At 43.5% G+C, this 17,665-nt stretch carries 15 protein-coding genes and 1 pseudogene; 8 read left to right on the top strand and 8 right to left on the bottom strand.

Annotated elements, in window-relative coordinates:
* Nucleotides 1-113: 113 nt before the first annotated feature.
* From pedR to IM462_RS00190, 3 genes and pseudogenes are all read left to right on the top strand, one after another.
* A complete protein-coding gene (gene pedR / locus IM462_RS00180; protein WP_002754772.1) occupies nt 114-395 on the top strand; it encodes a photosynthetic electron transport-dependent transcriptional regulator PedR in 282 nt (93 codons plus the stop codon).
* Nucleotides 379-930, top strand: coding sequence for a TolB family protein (locus IM462_RS00185; protein ID WP_287702706.1), 552 nt, complete (start codon nt 379-381; stop codon nt 928-930). The genes pedR and IM462_RS00185 overlap by 17 nt, the downstream gene beginning before the upstream one ends.
* Before the next feature lie 270 nt (nt 931-1,200).
* Nucleotides 1,201-2,120: pseudogene (locus IM462_RS00190) on the top strand (IS630 family transposase).
* A gap of 179 nt (nt 2,121-2,299) precedes the next feature.
* On the opposite strand, the gene IM462_RS00195 reads toward IM462_RS00190, so the two are convergent.
* Nucleotides 2,300-2,446, bottom strand: coding sequence for a hypothetical protein (locus IM462_RS00195; RefSeq protein WP_287702708.1), 147 nt, complete (start codon nt 2,444-2,446; stop codon nt 2,300-2,302).
* A gap of 238 nt (nt 2,447-2,684) precedes the next feature.
* Here IM462_RS00195 and IM462_RS00200 point away from each other — a divergent pair, with 238 nt between their 5' ends.
* A complete protein-coding gene (locus IM462_RS00200; protein WP_287702710.1) occupies nt 2,685-4,925 on the top strand; it encodes a glycoside hydrolase in 2,241 nt (746 codons plus the stop codon).
* A 148-nt stretch (nt 4,926-5,073) separates the two neighbouring features.
* Complete coding sequence (locus IM462_RS00205; RefSeq protein ID WP_194015420.1) at nt 5,074-7,116, top strand: B12-binding domain-containing radical SAM protein; 2,043 nt, start codon at nt 5,074-5,076, stop codon at nt 7,114-7,116.
* A 190-nt stretch (nt 7,117-7,306) separates the two neighbouring features.
* On the opposite strand, the gene IM462_RS00210 is transcribed toward IM462_RS00205, so the two are convergent.
* The 5 genes from IM462_RS00210 to IM462_RS00230 form a co-directional block, all read right to left on the bottom strand.
* Complete coding sequence (locus IM462_RS00210) at nt 7,307-8,497, bottom strand: HEAT repeat domain-containing protein (protein ID WP_287702712.1); 1,191 nt, start codon at nt 8,495-8,497, stop codon at nt 7,307-7,309.
* 111 nt (nt 8,498-8,608) lie between these two features.
* Nucleotides 8,609-9,385: an energy-coupling factor ABC transporter ATP-binding protein gene (locus IM462_RS00215; RefSeq protein ID WP_194033150.1), complete on the bottom strand. Its 777-nt coding sequence runs from the start codon at nt 9,383-9,385 to the stop codon at nt 8,609-8,611.
* Between the two features lie 14 nt (nt 9,386-9,399).
* Nucleotides 9,400-10,173 (bottom strand): cobalt ECF transporter T component CbiQ, encoded by a 774-nt coding sequence (gene cbiQ / locus IM462_RS00220; protein WP_287702715.1) that lies wholly within the window; start codon nt 10,171-10,173, stop codon nt 9,400-9,402.
* A gap of 87 nt (nt 10,174-10,260) precedes the next feature.
* A complete protein-coding gene (locus IM462_RS00225) occupies nt 10,261-10,584 on the bottom strand; it encodes a PDGLE domain-containing protein (protein WP_287702717.1) in 324 nt (107 codons plus the stop codon).
* A 28-nt stretch (nt 10,585-10,612) separates the two neighbouring features.
* Nucleotides 10,613-11,341, bottom strand: a complete 729-nt coding sequence (locus tag IM462_RS00230) for an energy-coupling factor ABC transporter permease (RefSeq protein ID WP_108935755.1) — start codon at nt 11,339-11,341, stop codon at nt 10,613-10,615.
* A gap of 429 nt (nt 11,342-11,770) precedes the next feature.
* On the opposite strand from IM462_RS00230, the gene IM462_RS00235 reads away from it, so the two are divergent.
* Together IM462_RS00235 and IM462_RS00240 are read left to right on the top strand one after the other, a co-directional pair.
* The gene (locus IM462_RS00235) at nt 11,771-12,307 is read left to right on the top strand and encodes a deoxycytidylate deaminase (RefSeq protein WP_002743086.1); all 537 of its coding nucleotides are present in this window, start codon (nt 11,771-11,773) and stop codon (nt 12,305-12,307) included.
* 21 nt (nt 12,308-12,328) lie between these two features.
* A complete protein-coding gene (locus IM462_RS00240; protein ID WP_002743085.1) occupies nt 12,329-12,658 on the top strand; it encodes a BrnT family toxin in 330 nt (109 codons plus the stop codon).
* A gap of 196 nt (nt 12,659-12,854) precedes the next feature.
* Here the strand turns inward: IM462_RS00240 and gyrB are convergent, their stop codons facing one another.
* Nucleotides 12,855-14,777, bottom strand: coding sequence for a DNA topoisomerase (ATP-hydrolyzing) subunit B (gene gyrB, locus IM462_RS00245; RefSeq protein WP_008197359.1), 1,923 nt, complete (start codon nt 14,775-14,777; stop codon nt 12,855-12,857).
* Between the two features lie 482 nt (nt 14,778-15,259).
* Here gyrB and IM462_RS00250 point away from each other — a divergent pair, with 482 nt between their 5' ends.
* Nucleotides 15,260-16,948 carry an iron uptake porin gene (locus IM462_RS00250; RefSeq protein WP_287702721.1) on the top strand — a complete coding sequence of 563 codons (1,689 nt, stop codon included), beginning with the start codon at nt 15,260-15,262 and terminating at the stop codon, nt 16,946-16,948.
* Here the strand turns inward: IM462_RS00250 and IM462_RS00255 are convergent.
* On the bottom strand, nt 16,945-17,655 hold the full coding sequence (locus tag IM462_RS00255) for a response regulator transcription factor (protein ID WP_287702723.1): 711 nt from the start codon (nt 17,653-17,655) through the stop codon (nt 16,945-16,947). The genes IM462_RS00250 and IM462_RS00255 overlap by 4 nt on opposite strands.
* Between the last annotated feature and the right edge of the window lie 10 nt (nt 17,656-17,665).

Below are 17,665 nucleotides of genomic sequence, written 5' to 3' on the forward strand. Positions count from 1 at the left end.
AGTGCTGTCTTTTCACTGATTACTGTTTACTGATCACTGATTACTGATTATCGATTCCTAGAGGAAAAAATTCTTCTAGAATGATAAGTACATATACGAGAGGAATTATACTCATGTCTGCTGGGAAGTTTCAAACAGCCGCTTCATTATCCGATCGAGAGCTAGAAATACTCGATTTGGTGGCTAATGGTTTAACTAATCAAGAAATCTCGGAAAAGCTAGAGATTAGTAAGCGTACCGTTGATAATCATATTAGTAATATCTTGACAAAAACAAAAACCGATAATCGGGTGGAATTGGTGCGTTGGGCATTGCATTGGGGTAAAGTTTGTCTGGATGATATTAATTGTTGTATTCTTCCTTCCCCGGTGCCGACCGATGATCAAGTTTCCTAAACTTCTGGGACTTTTGCTTGCGGTTAATATCATCAGTCTGGGGGGATGTAGTGATGCGGGTTTTGTCACCCCTCCCCAACAGCTTTTAGGAAATACTTTAAATACCCCTTCCTCTGAAGATAATCCCCGTTTTAACTACGATGGTCGTTATCTGGTCTTTACCTCCGATCGCAGGGGTCAACGAACGATTTATTTATTAGATCGAGTAGCTAATCGTTTAGTTCCTCTACCAGGGTTAAATCAAGCAAAAACCTATCAAGATCAACCAGATATTAGTGCCGATGGTCGCTATATTGTTTATGTGTCGGAACAGTCCGGTAAACCCGATATCTATATTTATGATCGACAAACTCTGCAAACAAAAAATATCACCGAAAATATTTTAGGAGAAGTGCGTCGTCCGACGATTAGTGGTAACGGTCGTTTTATTGCTTTTGAAAGTAATCGTTTCGGTCAATGGAATCTGGAAATATTCGATCGAGGTGGCGAAATTTCTCTTTCTTTACCCCCGATTAATTCTTCCCCGTCCCGATAGTATTGGGAGAGAAGGAAGAAGGGAGAAGGGGGTGAGGTGTGGGGAGCTCACAGGTGTAGGTATTTTACAAACCTGTGAAGACAAGACAAGGAGGACAAGTAGGGAAAGTGGACAAGGAAGTTTTTGCGCGCAAAGAGCAAAAGTGAGATGAGGAATTATTAACAGCAAGAGTAGATTTTGTCAGGGACTGTTGTGGAAATATAGTAATTCTTGGAGCTATGAGGTACAATAGAGAGCAAATAGACAAATAATAGAATTCGCCAGCTTCCTATGAGACCATATTCCGTAGATTTTCGCCAAAAAATTATCGATGTCTGGAAGAAAGAAAAAATTTCTATTCGAGGACTAACCCAGAGATTTGACGTGGCTAAAAGCTTTATTCATAAGTTATTGAAGCAACATAAAGAAACAGGAGATATACGTCCTCGTCGGCAAGGGGGAAGTCCGCCAACCAAGTTAAATAGTGAACAACTGATAATTTTAATAGAAATCATCGAAGCTAACAATGATGCAACTCTCGAAGAATTATCGGACTTACTGTATGAAAAGACACGGGTGAAAGTCAGTAGAGCCACCCTGGGGCGGCTGACGCAAAAACTCAATTACAGTTTCAAAAAAAACACTACACGCGGCGGAAAAAGAAAGTGAAAGGGGACAGAAAAAAAGAGTAGAATACTGGTCTCAAGTGCGGAAAATTGAGGCATCAAAACTAATTTTTATCGATGAATCGGGGGTGAATTTAGCCCAATTAAGACTCTATGCTAGAGCCTTAATTGTCCAAAAAGATCGGGGAAGAAAACCACAAAAAAGAGGGAGAAATATTTCAATAGTTAGTGCTATAAGCTTAGAAAAAGTTGTCCGCATCAGTCAATATATACGGTGCAGTGGATGCGGTAACATTTGAAGGATTTATTCTGAAGGAAGTGCTGCCAAAAATTAAAGAAGGAAACTGTTTGATCATGGATAACGCCAAGATTCATCTCGGAGAAATGGTCAGAGAAATAATCGAACAAGAAAAAGCTAGACTCATCTATTTACCTCCTTATTCTCCCGAATTCTCTCCTATTGAAAACTTTTGGTCAAAAGTCAAAGCGATGTTAAGAAAACTGAAGGCGAGAACTTACAAAGACTTAATAGAAGGGATTGAATTAGCTCTGTTACAAGTTACTCAAAAAGATATTCGCAATTAGTTTAATCACTGTTGCTACTGTACCTCATAAGTCAGTGCTATAAAAGCATCCGTCTTTTTGAATTGTTCATCTGATAAGTTTTGATCATCTATACTTTTGCTAATAAACATAGCAAAAGTATAGATGATTTCCTGACCTAAGATCACATTTTATTCTTTTTTCCACTTCCATCTAAAAATCTATAAAAAAGCAAAACGCTGCATTATAGCGTTTCCTAAGCTAGTGAGGTACACATATTTTTCTTCCCTTTTGACTTTTGCCTGTTGCCTTTTGCCTAAAACCCATAACTTTTGTACCTCAGCAGACTGAAAAACGCTATATACCATAAAAAAATTATGCAAGAGGTCTAATATTAGGGATTCTACTGCTGAACTCCCAATACTCACCACTAGAGGAGCCGATCCTTTAACAAATACAAAGAGACGATACCCTCTCAAAACCCGTTGATAGGATTATGGTAGTGACCGAAATCAACTTTTAAGAATCTAGAATGGGTTTTATTGTCCATTATCATCCAAATAACGGACAAAAAGCCTGTTATATGCACTTTTTCTCGGTATTATCATGGCCTATCCTCTCTACGTCGCTTTTATTTGGCATCAACACCAACCCCTCTACAAATCCTGTCAAACTAGCACCGATGCTTCGGGACAATATCGCTTACCCTGGGTGCGACTGCATGGGGTGAAAGATTATCTCGATTTAATCCTGATTCTAGAACGTTTTCCCAAATTACATCAAACTGTCAACCTTGTCCCCTCTTTAATCCTGCAATTAGAGGATTACGTCAACGGACTAGCTATAGACCCCTATCTTGCTCTTACCGTCACCCCGGAAGCGCAATTAACCCTGGCACAAAAACACTTTATCCTCGAACACTTTTTCGATGCTAACCATCGTACCCTGATCGATCCGCACCCCCGTTACGCGCAATTATACGCACAGCGTCAAGAAAACGGTCATAGTTGGTGTATTAGCCATTGGCATCTCCAAGATTATAGCGATCTCTTGGCTTGGCATAACCTCGCTTGGATCGATCCTATCTTTCACAGTGACCCGGAAATCGCTGCCTGGTTAGAACAGGGAAAAAACTTCACTTTAAGCGATCGCCAGCGAATTATCTCCAAACAGCGTCAAATTCTGCGTCGTATCTTGCCGCAACACCGGTTAATGCAGGAAACCGGACAACTAGAAATCATTACCAGTCCCTACACCCATCCAATTTTACCCCTGCTGGCCAACTCGGAAGCCGGCCGGGTAGCAGTGCCGAATATGACCCTTCCTCGTCAATATTTCCACTATCCTGAAGATATTTCCCGCCATCTCCAGAAAGCTTGGCAAATCTATATCGATCGCTTTGATAAACATCCTCGAGGACTTTGGCCCTCGGAACAATCCGTTAGTCCCGCAATTCTCCCCGCTGTCGCTAAACAGGGTTTTCAGTGGTTATGTTCCGATGAGGGGGTGTTAGGTTGGTCCCTGGGACATTACTTTCATCGCGACGAAAAAGGCAATATTAGCGAACCGGAATTGCTTTATCGTCCCTACAGTCTGGAAACTAGCAACGGCAATTTATCGATGGTTTTCCGCGATCATCGTCTCTCGGATCTGATCGGATTTAGCTATAGTGGCATGAAAGCGCAAGAGGCCGCTACAGACTTAGTTAAACACCTAGAAGCGATCGCCGAACAACTGAAAACCAACGCAGAAACCACGACCCTAGAAAAACCCTGGTTAGTTACCATTGCGCTAGATGGCGAAAACTGCTGGGAAAACTATCATCAAGACGGTTTACCCTTCCTAGAGAATCTTTATCAACTTTTAAGCGACCACCAAGCGATCGAATTAGTCACCGTCTCCGAATATCTCGAGCGCTTTCCCGCTAATGCCAAAATCCCTGTCAATCAACTTCATAGCGGCTCTTGGATCGATGCCAATTTTACCACTTGGATCGGCGATCCCGCTAAAAATAAAGCGTGGGAATATCTAATTTTAGCCCGTCAAACCCTCGCTAATCACCCCGAAGCGACGGAAGATAATAACCCCGACGCGTGGGAAGCATTGTATGCAGCGGAAGGTTCCGATTGGTTTTGGTGGTTTGGTTATGGCCATTCTTCCAATCATGATGCAATTTTTGATCAACTTTTCCGCGAACACCTGATCGCTCTGTATCAAGCTTTAAATGAGCCAATTCCCTCCTATTTGCTCGAACCGGTGGAAGAACACGGAGATAAACAAAGTAATCGTCCACTGGCTTTCATTCACCCCATTATCGACGGTTTTGGTGACGAACAGGATTGGGATAAAGCCGGACGGATCGAAATTGGCGGCGCCAGTGGTACAATGCACCGGACTTCCTTAGTACAAAGACTCTTTTTCGGTTGGGATCACCTCAATTTTTATCTGCGTTTCGATTGGAAACCGGGGGCAGAATTAGGCAAAGATATCCCGCCTGAAGTGCATTTATATTGGTATTATGATGAAGTGCATCGTCTGCAAAGTCCAATTCCCCTAGCAGATATTCCTCCTCGATCGCCCCTCGATTACGGTTATCATCATCATCTAGGAGTTAATTTAATCACGGAATTTACTTGGTTAGAAGTCGCTCAAGAATATTTTACTTGGCAGCGAGTTCCTAGTAATGCCAAAGCTTCTTTTAATCAATGTTTGGAGATTGCTGTCCCCTGGGAAGGATTACACATTGAACCCGATGCTCGTCTCCATTTAATCGCAGTTTTAGCTAATCAAGGTCAATACTATGATTTCCTCCCCGTTGAAGAATTAATCTTCCTGCAAAGACCTTAAATCAGTGATCGGTGATCAGTGATCAGTAATCAGTAATCAGTGAAAAGACAGATCGATGATCCATCTAAAGAATCCAGTATTAGAGCGGTCTTACTGGGGCTACTCGTGATAGATTTCTATAGGAAAAATAAATTGAAATTGTCTAAGTATGACTAACTGTGCGCTACCTGCATATACAGGCATTCGACCCCGAAAACCTGTTGATATTCTCTTTATTAACCTGAGCAATCTGCCTGGTCGGCCAGTTTATCCTTACGCTTTTGTTCAAGTATCTGCACTTGCTCGACGGGTGGGGCTATCTGTTGTTCGGTGGGATGGGTTGGAGTTGAGCCTACAACACAAGCTTGATTGTATTGCCCAACTGATCAGGAACCACCAACCCCGTGCCGTTGCCTTTACGATTCGACAAGCAGATTCCGTTGCGGCTGATAATTACATCAGCATTGATGCCAAAACTCCTGCCAAAAATCCTTGGTTTCCAGTAGAAGAAACTCGTGCGGCGATTTTACACGTGCGTCAACTAACCGATGCCAAGATTTTTGTTGGGGGCTTTAATTTCACTGTTAACTCTGTATCGGCCGCCGAGTATTTACAACCTGATTTTGGTATTCTTGGTGAACCTGACGAGTTTTTCCGGCACTTTGACGAAGTTCTCCAGGGTAGAACTGAGGGAATATCCAACTTAGTCTATCGTGCTAATGGTAAGTGGCAGCAGAATCAACGGGTATTCTGGGGGCCTTTAGACGATATAGAATACTCCGAAGACATTATTGACGAAATATTCCGCTTTCATGGCGAACGCACCCTGCGAAACGCCCATCTTGAAAGTGTTCCAGGTCTCGGTTCCTATAAAGACACAGGAATTTCCATTGCCATTGAAATAGCTCGCGGTTGTCCTTGCGCTTGTGTCTTTTGTTGTGAACCAAAGGTAAAGGGAACTACTGTCCAGTTACGAAATCTCGATGTTATCGAGGCTGAAATTCACAACTTACTGCGCTATGGTCTCAGGTATTACTGGTTTATTTGCTCTGAACTGAATTTTGCCAAGGATCATGTTCTAGAGTTGGCTGAAAGAGTGATTCGCATTAACGAAACATTAGCCAATCCAATATTCTGGCGTTCTTACTTTCTACCTGTGAAATTCAATAAAGATGAATTTCGACTGCTTTTGAGATCGGGGCTGTTGATTGAACAGAGCGCACCCTTTTCAACCTTGAGCGATGAAAACCTAAAACAGATGCGGGAACCCTATCGGGTTAGGCACGCTCTAGAGCATATCAAAAATCTGATGGAACTCAATGAAGAACCAGAGTTCGCCGAAAGACGACAACCCCGTTGGGTACTTTGGTCATGGCTAGGAAATCCATACGCAACACTGGACTCTATTCGCACCACCTTAGAAACTTTTACCAAAAATCAGCTTGATCTAAAGTTTGATGAGGCCGATAGTTATCCCGCTTTAAGGGTTTATGAATGCCTTGATAATCTTCCCCAAGAGGCCAGACAACAAGTGATTACGATTACTCAAAATGAGGAGACTCCTAAAACGCTATTTCACCCATCCTATTACTACAATTCCAAACTCTTACATCATTTTGGGGGGATTGCCGAAGTCCACAATTTCATGCAATATGCGCGGGAAACTTTTCTCTCTAGATACTACAGGCTAACACGCAACTGGCGTTTATTTGTCCAAAGCATAGATTTCTCACAGCTAGAGGAATTGATGTCTTGCCTCAAGGGTATTAGCTTAGAAGGAGTTCCACTGCCTCCCTGGGTAGAACACCCAGATCTAGGAACGCTCAACCCAATTTACTGGCAGGAACAGGCATACGCCTTGTTACGTCAGGAAAGCTCCAAGTTAAAACAGTTAATCAAGGAAACTGAATTAGACCAAGATGATGGCAATGCCATCCTTGCCTTTATCTTGCACACAGTTTTCTCAGTCAATCGCCAAGAAATGATACCTGTTTTTGAGAAGCTGAAATTGCCTGTTGACCCCGAAGGATATCCACCCCCATCATCCTACCTTACGGTTTCTAAATTAATTAAATTCTATACTAGCGAAACTTCAGTGTTTGAGGTGGTGCAGCAGGAATTCTCTCTTAAACAAGTGACACTATTACACTATTATTTCTATGCTATTGATGTTCGGCTCGATCCCAAATACGCCTTTCTAGCACAGACTTGAATAGGCTAACCTGAAACTTAGGGCGGTGCCGAAGACACCCCGTAGCAGTAGGCCGATCATCTGGTCGGGTGCTTTATTTCTTCTGGGGTTAATTTTCAGTGACTTCTATCAGATTGCAACATCTGCTCGAAAACTTGACAGACGGGGGGGTGAAAGTGCTGACAAGGCTTTCCCTGATATTCAGCCAACCCTATATAGTCCCATGATCTAGCTTTTTCAGGGCGCTGAGAGCATGGAGACGGACAATCGCCTCCCCATCGGCTGCTAAAGTCAGCAAAATACTTTTATTATCCCGATCTAATTCTCCTAAAGCGATCGCTAGAGACTGTTTAACTCCTGTATCACCGAGGATCGCGGGACAGGAGTGATAAAAATTACCGAGAATTTCTCCTGCTTGTCGGCGTAATTTCTGGGAGGTTTGCCGGCCGAGAATAGCGATAATTTCCCGACAAATCAAGACATTTTCGCTATATAAAGCTTTTTCTAGGTAATTTAAAGCTTCTCCGTCCTCGATCCAGCCTAATGCTCGCACTACAGTTAATTTTAAACTATCGGGAGTTAAGGAAGATTGCAGCAGTGGATTTAAAGCTTTGGCTGAGGTTGCTGTGCCGATGCGACCGAGAGCGATCACCGTTTCTTGACAGATCTCGAGGTGGATATCGAATAAGAGCGGTTGTAGATGGTTAACTAAATCTGCTTGGGGATAATTCGGCCCTAGGTAACTACTAGCTTTAATTGCTTCCCGTCGCACAGCGATGGCTGGATCCTGTAAAGCATCGAGGATAATCGCAGTAATCTGGGGATGGTGAAAACTGCTTAAAGCTTCGATCACCATAGCCCGAATGGCGCTAGATTGATCCTTAACTACGGTTAAAAGCGGTTCGATAATTTCTGGCCGGCGAATTTGTGATAAAGCTTGTACGGCTAAAAAACGCCTGTTCGAGTCGGACAGTAATTGTCCTAAACTAGAGATGGCAGAACTACCGATATTAGCTAAAGCGGCCGCAGCCATTTGCCTGAGTTCCTCCTCCTCCGATCTTTGCAATAATTGACTGAGAGCGAGAATACAGGCTTGATCGTCAAATTGACTGAGAATTCTCGCCAGAAACCAGCGCATTTCCCCATCTTGTTCCTCGGATTCTAACAGGGCAATTAAAGGAGTGATCGCCGATTGACCGATTTGAGGAAATAGTTTTGCTATTTCCCATCGCTGTTGAAAATCGCATTTTTGTAAAGCTTCTAGGGCTAAATCGAGGATTTCATCGTTAATAATCGGTTCAATCGCATCTTTTTGGTTTAAAAGTCGCTGTATGCTGGCGTTTACTGTCTCCCAGTCCTTTTTATTCAACGCTATCTGAGCTTTTTCTAGCAGAGCTTGCATCGTGAGAAATGGCCTCGATTTTCGTGCTACCTATCTCAAGAATGTCAGACTTTCTCGCTTTTGTCCTCTCTCATAATGCAAGAAACCGATAATAAATCTCCAAATTGTGCATCAGACATCAGTAGAGGGGGCATCAGCGATCGCACAGTAGGGACGACTATAACAAAGGGGTGTTTCCAAGTCGTGTTGTTCCAAAAATTCCCGATTACTTAAAATCCTAGCGGTTTCTCCCTCTCCCACCACCTGACCACGACTTAAAACCACCGTGCGATCGCATAGTTCTAAAGCCAGATCGAGATCGTGGGTGGCGATCACTTGAGTTTGGGGTAAAGTGGCCAACAGTTGTATTAATTGCCGACGGGACCGGGGATCCAGTTGGGCGCTAGGTTCATCAAAAACTAATACCTGCGGCAACATGGCTAAAACCCCCGCAATAGCCACGCGTTTTTTTTCACCCCCCGATAGATTCTGACTGTTTCTCTTACCGTAATGCTGGGAATCCAATCCCACCGCGTGTAAAGCATGATGACAGCGATGGTTTAAATCCTCTCCCCGAATTCCCTGATTCATCGGGCCAAAAGTCACATCTTCCCAGACAGTGGGCATAAATAGCTGATCGTCGGGGTTTTGGAAGACTAAACCGACAAAATTGCGGATATTTTCTAAATTCTCCGGTTTAACTTCGTAGGGACCGACGGTGATTCTACCGGTTTGCGGCGGGAGAATACCGTTAAAATGCAGTAATAAGGTGGATTTTCCCGATCCATTGGCCCCGACCAAAGCCACCTTTTCCGTAGCTTCAATGGCTAAATTAATACCTTTTAACGCTTCTGTGCCGTCAGGATAGGTATAAACTAGGTTTTCAATAAAAATCGGGTTGTGGTGCATGAAAAACGAGACTTTTACCTGAGTAGATGTACCATTTGACCCCAGAGGATCAGAATTACTATGGCAATTATAGCGAGATAATCTTTCAGCTTACTTTGGGGAACCTGTACAGAGGGCAAGGAACCGGTGTAACCCCTCGATAACATGGCTTGATAAATGCGATCACCACGTTCGTAGGTACGGACAAATAAAGCGCCGATCATGTGTCCCACTAGCAACCGTTGCCATCGGGGACTACTCATTAAATTGCGCGCAATTGCTGCCCTTCGCATGGAATTAAATTCAGTGATCAAAACAGCTAGATAACGATACATAGAAGCTAAAATTGCCACCAATAAAGGGGGGGTTTTTAGGGTAACTAAGGCTTGTAACAGGTCGGGAATTGCTGTGGTTAAAACCAGAATATTGACCGTACAAAGACAGAGAAAAGCTTTAAAGGCCACACTGCCTAAAACCAGCAATCCCTCGCTAGTTATCCGCAAAAATCCCCAAGACCAAAGAATTTCCCCGCCATCACGAAAAAGAGTTCCCAATAAAACCACACCGATAAAGACAAATTCGATCGCTACTCTTCGTAAAAGTACAAGAATAGTCACCCGACTGATCAGAATTAAAATAATTAATCCTAATCCGTAAATCCCCCAAGTTTCCCAGCTACCATTAGGAGTTAAGGCTGTGGCAAAAACTAACAAAAGAGTCACTAAAACCCGGGTATGGGGCGCGAGTTTCTGCCAAAAACCGCAATTTTGGCACTCATTTTCGCGAGAAAAAGTAGCAATATGTAGCATTTATTCAGTTATCAGTTATCAGTGATTTAGGTATTTAGGGATTTAGGGAAATTTCAGCCAAATGCCCCACTCCCGACTCCTGATTCCTTACTCCTGATTTTGGGATTTTGGAATCACTAATTTACCTATACCCCAAGCGATGCCGAAAGTGGCAAGAGTTCCCAGAAAACCGGCGAGGGGAGTGGCGACACCTTCGGGAACACCTTTGAGGGCATAACCATCAAAAATTCGGGCGGAGGGTAATTGATTACCGAGGGCGTTAGGGTCTTCTTTCTTGCTAAATTGCAAGTCTTCCGCCACTCGATCGAGTCCGTCGGGATCGGGACTGGCAAAGGGAGAAAGAAAAACGGCGATAATTAGGGATAATACCAAGCCAATCAGAAAAAATTGGCTATTTCTGCGAATATTCATCGACTTAATTGCTTTATTGACGAGAAGCTTAGGAAGGGGAAACAGAAGTATTAACGGAATGGGGCGGATCGTAGAGGAGATCGGGACGAGTTCGCCAGATATAACCGACAGCGAAAACGGTAATCACCGCTTCCCCGATACCGATGAGGATATGCCAAGATAACATGGCAAAAAGGGCGACTAAAGGCGGTACAGTCCCCGATAAAGCCAATTGCAGGGCGCAAAACAACGCGGCTACCACCACACTTGTCCAAGCGGCCAGGGCAACAGCGATCGCCATACTGCGCCAACGATGAAAACCGAGGGCTTTTCTAATCCCCAGATAGAGATAATAACCGCCAAAAGTCCCGATCAGACCCATATTGACGATATTTGCCCCTAAAACCGTTAAACCGCCATCTTGAAAAAATAAAGCTTGCACGATAAAAACCACCGCCATCACCAGAGAACCCGCCCAGGGACCGAGTAAAACCCCCGCGAGAGTCCCCCCTAACAAATGTCCGGAGGTTCCCCCCGGAATGGGAAAATTAATCATCTGGGCGGCAAAAATGAAGGCGGCACAAACTCCCATCAAAGGTACAGCCCGTTCAGCGTAGTGACCGCGCACTTTTTTGAGAGAAAAGCTAATCAGGACGACGGCAATTATCCAAGTAAATAGACTCACCGATGGACTCAAAAAGCCGTCGGGTATATGGAGGGCGAGATAAGGGGTCAGCAGAGGGTGAAACAAACCAACTCCTAGAAAATTAACAGACATTACAACTCAGTCTCCTTGGCAATTTGGGTTAAAGATTTCAAGAGAATTGTTTGGCTGGGACGGAAAAGTCCTCTCTTCTAGTAGATAACTAACCGCTTCATTCTACAATGCTCTCTCTGGGGATTTAACCCCTTTGGCTTCTTAAGAATTTCTGTTATTTTTCTGGTTGTCAGGGTTTAGCTATCGTCCAAAATCTCAATTATTCTCAAGCAGTCAAATTATTTAAAATATTATTAACTTTACGAGTTTTTTGTCGTTTTTATGCTAGGCATTAATCAGTGAGCAGTGAGCAGTTAGAAGAGGCTGGTGACTACATTGACTACGCGATCGGTAGTCAGGGCAGTGCTTTAATTGGTTTAGAGGTCATCTAATGATAAGCTATCAGAGATAACCCCCTCTTTTTCGCTTTTTCTAGCTTGGTATTAAACCGTGATCAACTCTGAAGAAAAAAGACCGACTTGGGACGAATATTTTTTGATGATCGCTAAATTAGCCGCCACCAGATCCACCTGTTTAGCTTTTCCCGTCGGTGCGGTAATTGTCAAAGATCGGCAGGTTTTAGCCACTGGTTACAATGGTTCTCCATCAGGAACAGTTCATTGTACTGCCCAAGGTTTTTGTTATCCCGGTTTGGGAACCTGTCGGGAATCTGGAGAAATTCCCTCTCGGGCAATTCATGCCGAAGCTAATGCGATCGCTCAAGCGGCTAAACACGGTATTTCTACCCAAGGTGCTAGTATCTACGTTACTTTAGAACCCTGTATTTCCTGTTTAAAACTAATTATTTCTTCGGGAATTAAAGAAGTTTTTTACGAAGCGGACTTTAATAGTGGGACAAAAGCTATTTTAAGGGATTCTTTTCTAGAAACGGGGATTATTAAGTATAAAAAGATTTATTTATCAGAAGAAATGGCTAGTCATGCGGCCTTATTTTTATTAAATCCCATTTCGATCGATCCCAGGTAGTTATCCTCAACGGCGACATCAATGACGACCCCGCAACTTTTCGAGTGGGATGAAAATAAGCGTCAGGCTAATATAGAAAAACACGGCATAGATTTCGCCGACCTGGAAGCGATTTTTAGGGGTCCAATAATTGAGCGCGTGGATACCCGTCAGAATTACGGCGAAATTCGAGTGATTCTAGTGGGTACAATCGATAATATCGTTTTGGTGGTGGTTTATACATGGCGTGGCTCGGTTCGTCGAATAATTAGTGCTAGGAGGGCTAACAACCGTGAACGAAGAACATATTACCAGAGTCACCCGCGAACAGTGGGCGAAGTTGAAAGGCAAAACGAACTGGGAGAAAGTTAAAGGGATGAGTGAGGCGGAAATTGCCAAAAATGCCCTAGAAGACCCCGATAATCCCCCGCTGCCGGCTGATTTTTTCGATGAAGTTCTGGAATGCGCCCCGGGTTCCTTGAATCCCTAACCCTCCGATTAGTAACTGGATTTAGGGATTTTATCGGGGGCTGTATTAGCCTAGACTAACACAGCCCAAAGTTACCGTTTAAATGTCCAAATCCGTAAGATTTAAACGTGATCCGTGGGTTTCGATAAATTCTCGCCGGGGGGCAACTCGATCGCCCATAAGAATGGTAAATAATTCCTCAGCTTTGGCTGCGTCTTCGATTTCCACCCGTTTTAAAGTGCGAGTTTCGGGATTCATAGTAGTATCCCAAAGTTGTTGGGGCATCATTTCTCCTAACCCTTTAAAACGTTGGATTGTGTAGTTAGCATTGGAGGGAAATTCCGCTATCTTTTGCTGTAATTCTCGATCGCTATAGCAGTAGGAATGATTTTTACCGCGTTCCAATTTATAGAGAGGAGGACAGGCGATATATACATAACCTTGGTCAATTAAATTCTTCTGATAACGATAGAAGAAAGTTAACAACAAAGTTCGGATGTGCGCGCCATCCACATCAGCGTCAGTCATTAAAACAATGCGATGATAGCGCAATTGTGAGGGATCGAAATCTTCTCCTTTAATTCCTAAACCGAGGGCGGTAATTAAGGATTGAATTTCCGTATTTTTGTAGATTTTGGCATCATCGGTTTTTTCGATATTGAGGATTTTTCCCCGCAGAGGTAGAATCGCTTGAAAACGACGATCGCGCCCCTGTTTGGCACTTCCGCCGGCGCTGTCACCTTCGACGATGTAAATTTCTGACTTTTCTGGGTCTCTTTCGCTACAATCAGCCAATTTACCCGGTAAAGGTGAGGATTCCAAGACCGATTTCCGTCGTACTAAGTCCCGGGCCCGACGGGCCGCTTCCGCCGCTTTGTACGCTTGTACTGCTTTTTCGATAATCGTGTCGGCTACTTGGGGATTTTGTTCTAAGTATTCGTTGAGAGTTTCCCCCACCAGCGAATCGACGATACCCCGGACTTCGGTGTTACCTAATTTGGTCTTGGTTTGGCCCTCGAATTCCGGTTCGGGGACTTTTACGGAAATAACGGCGGTTAAACCCTCGCGGACGTTTTCCCCCGCTAGATTAGGCTCGTTTTCTTTAATTTTATTGCGTTTACGAGCGACATTATTTAAAGTACGAGTCAGAACTGCCTTTAATCCTTCTAGATGGGTTCCCCCGTCAATGGTGCGGATATTATTAGCAAAACCGAGAATATTGTCGCTATAGGCATCTATACACCACTGAAAAGCCACTTCGATATTAATTCCGTTCTTTTCCCCGGATACATAGATAATATCTTTGTGCAGGGTTTCTTTTTCCCGACACATATAGGCGACGTATTCTTTAATACCCCCCTCATAACAATAGGTTTCGATGTGGGGTTCTTCGGGACGGTAATCGCTAAAGGTGATTTTAACACCGGCATTTAAGTAGGCTAGTTCTCGTAAACGTCCGGAGAGGGTACTGTAATCAAATTCGATGCCTTGGCTAAAAATTTCGGTGTCCGGCAGGAAATTAACCCTAGTTCCCGTTTTTTCCTCTTGACTGGGACTGCTGACCAATTCTGTGACGGGGATACCTCTTTCGTAGCGTTGGGTATGTACTTTATGATCGCGCCAGACGGTGACATCGACCCATGCAGAAAGAGCATTAACGACGGAAATCCCGACTCCGTGTAACCCTCCCGACACTTTATAACCACCACTGCCAAATTTACCGCCGGCATGAAGTATAGTGAGAACGGTTTCGAGGGCAGATTTACCCGTGGTGGGGTGGACATCGGTGGGAATACCCCGGCCATCGTCAGTGACGCTGACGGAACCATCGGCCTTGATATCCACTTCGATATGAGTACAGTAACCCGCTAGGGCCTCATCGATCGAGTTGTCCACCACTTCATAGACTAAATGATGTAGTCCCCGCGGCCCGGTCGTACCGATATACATCCCCGGCCGCTTCCTGACTGGTTCTAACCCTTCGAGAACTTGTATCTGTTCCGCGCCGTAGTTACTTGTCATAAAATTTCCCTGAAAAGGCTGTGATCCCTGATTAAACCTAAATGAATAGCAAAATCTTCAAAAATTCTAGCACATAAGGGTTAAAGACTGCTTAAATGCCTTTAGGGAGAATTTTTTATTAGGGTTGGGGTGTGGAGTGTGGGCTTCGGCCGTGAGCTCAGCGTTCGACCGAGCTCACGCCGAGGTCCGAACGGGTGTGGGGTGTGGGCTTCGGCCGTGAGCTCAGCCGAACGGGTGTGGGGTGTGGGGGGAGAATAAATAAAAGCCATCTCCTATCTCCTGAATACTGACTCCTGATAGCTGACGGCTGAGATTTTAACAACACCTTAAAAAAATTTCTGTCATATCATAAAATAAACTTAACCTAGCCAAGAAGCACGAAGGAATTGGAATAGAATGTGATTATAATTCAGGCTGAGTACATAGTCTGTTTGTATCCATATTCCATTCAATCCATCAAATAAGGTGTGAGGATTGACCCCATGTCAAAACTATTCAAGAACTTAGTAAAGGTAACTCCTTTAGTATTAGGTGCTTCTGTGGCTGCTGCTGGCGGTGCAGTGGCTCAAACCATGCCCAGTACGCCTCAACTTAAAATTGATCCAGCGGCGCAACAACAACTCGTTCAGCGCACCCAAAATAGTCAGCAGATTAATAGGAGTGTTGATCAGGTTTCCATGTCCCAGGTGACTAGCGTTAACCAACTGCGGGACGTATCTCCCACCGCTTGGGCCTATGAGGCATTAAGAAGCCTTGTGGAGCGTTATGGTTGTATTGTAGGTTATCCTGACCGGACTTTCAAGGGCGCTCAAGCTTTGACTCGTTGGGAGTTTGCCGTCGGTTTAAATGCTTGTCTCAATAGTATGGAAAAATTGCTGCAAGAGGGAATTAAAATTACCCAAGCGGATTTAGAAACAATCAAAAAACTTGCCCAAGATTTCCAGACAGAATTAGCCACTTTAGGCACAAGAATTGATAACTTAGAACAGAGAACAGCTTTGATCGAAGATCATAGTTTTTCAATCACGACAAAACTGCAAGGGGAAGTTATTTTTGCTCTCAGTAATGCTTGGTCGGATGATTTTGCTGTCGATAGTAATTTTCCCAATTTATCACCGAGTCAACAGGAGAGTTTAAGAAATCGTCCCATCGGTAATCAAACTACTTTTAGCGATCGAGTTAGACTAAATTTAAATACCAGTTTTACTGGCAAAGATTTACTGCGAATGCGTCTGCAAGCTAGTAGTATTCCGAATTTAGCTAGGGCAACAGGTAGCGATATGGCGCGTCTTTCTTTTGATGCGGGTTCTCTCTACGATAATAACAATATTGCTCTTGACGACTTATATTATATTAGCAATATTGATCGAGTTAAAGTCTGGATGGGAGCAAGAGGATTAGACCTTGATGATGTTTTTGATGTGGTTAATCCTTTCCTAGAAAGTAGTGCTACAGGTGCTTTATCTCGTTTTAATCGTCGTAATCCTTTGGTTTATCGCGGTCCAGAAGGGGCGGGTTTAGGAGTGAGATATAATTTTTCATCTCAGTTAGCGGTGACAGCTTTGTATTTAGCAGAACAAGATACTGTCAGTAATCCTAATTCTGGTAATGGTTTGTTTAATGGTAATTACAGTACAGGGCTACAATTTAATGTTAAACCTGTTCCTAACTTACATTTTGCTGTCACCTATCTTCACGCTTATTTTACTCAAGGTTCGGTGAATTTATCGGGAAGTACAGGCAGTCCTATTACCCGCGATCCGTTTAACAATTTAGGGGCTGCTACCCGTGATAGCGTCGGTTTACAAAGTCATTGGAATATTAATGATACTTTTAGCTTAGGTGGTTGGATAGGTTACGCTAAAGCTTACGCTCAAGGGATAGATTCTTCGGCGGATTTATGGACATGGCAAGGCAATTTTTCTATTAGAGATTTTGTTAAAGAAGGGGCAACTTTTACCATTGCTGGTGGACAGTTACCCAGGGTCAGTTATGTGGAGGGGTTTACAGCAGATCGAGATACTTCTCACATTTTAGAAGTGGAATATTCCTATCCCATTAGTCGCTATATTTTGCTAACTCCGGGGTTTTACGTTATTTTTGACCCTAATAATTTTAGTGAAAATGGTAATATCTGGGTGGGGGTAATTCGGACAACTTTTCGTTTTTAAACACTGTCATCCTCAAATTTATAACCGACACCGACTACAGTTTTGATAAAGATAGGATTAGCAGGATCGGGTTCTACTTTTTTGCGTAAGCGTCGGATATGGGTATCTACTACCCTTTCATCGCCAAAAAAATCATTTCCCCAGAGATTATCGATTAATTGGGTGCGACTCCAGACGCGATTGGGATAACTGACAAAGGTAGCTAATAAATTAAATTCTAAGGTGGTTAAATCGAGGTTTTCCTCTGGCATTCCCTCCAATTTACGAAGAGCAGAATGTTGATCCAAGTCGATAATAAAATGACGGCTGCGATGGAGTTGTTGGGGTTGGCTATCGTGTCTTAAACTACGTCTTAATAATGCCCTTACCCGCGCGGTTAATTCCCGGGGACTAAAGGGTTTGACCATATAATCATCGGCTCCCGTAGATAGACCGATAATGCGATCAATTTCTTCTCCCCTAGCGGTTAACATTAAAATATAGGGGTCTTTTGTCCCGGGTTTTTGGCGGATTCTAGCACACAATTCTAGTCCGTCTAATTCGGGTAACATTAAATCTAAAATAACTAAGTCTGGTTGCTTTTGATAAAATAGTTCTAGTCCTACCCTACCATTATAAGCCAGATGACAAGTAAAGGACTCCCGCTCTAAAGTTTGCTGAATCAAATGGGCGATTTCAATTTCATCTTCGATAATAACGATATCCATACAAAGGAAA

Source organism: Microcystis sp. M144S2 (assembly GCF_020246065.1).
In the GTDB taxonomy this organism is placed as follows: domain Bacteria; phylum Cyanobacteriota; class Cyanobacteriia; order Cyanobacteriales; family Microcystaceae; genus Microcystis; species Microcystis ichthyoblabe_A.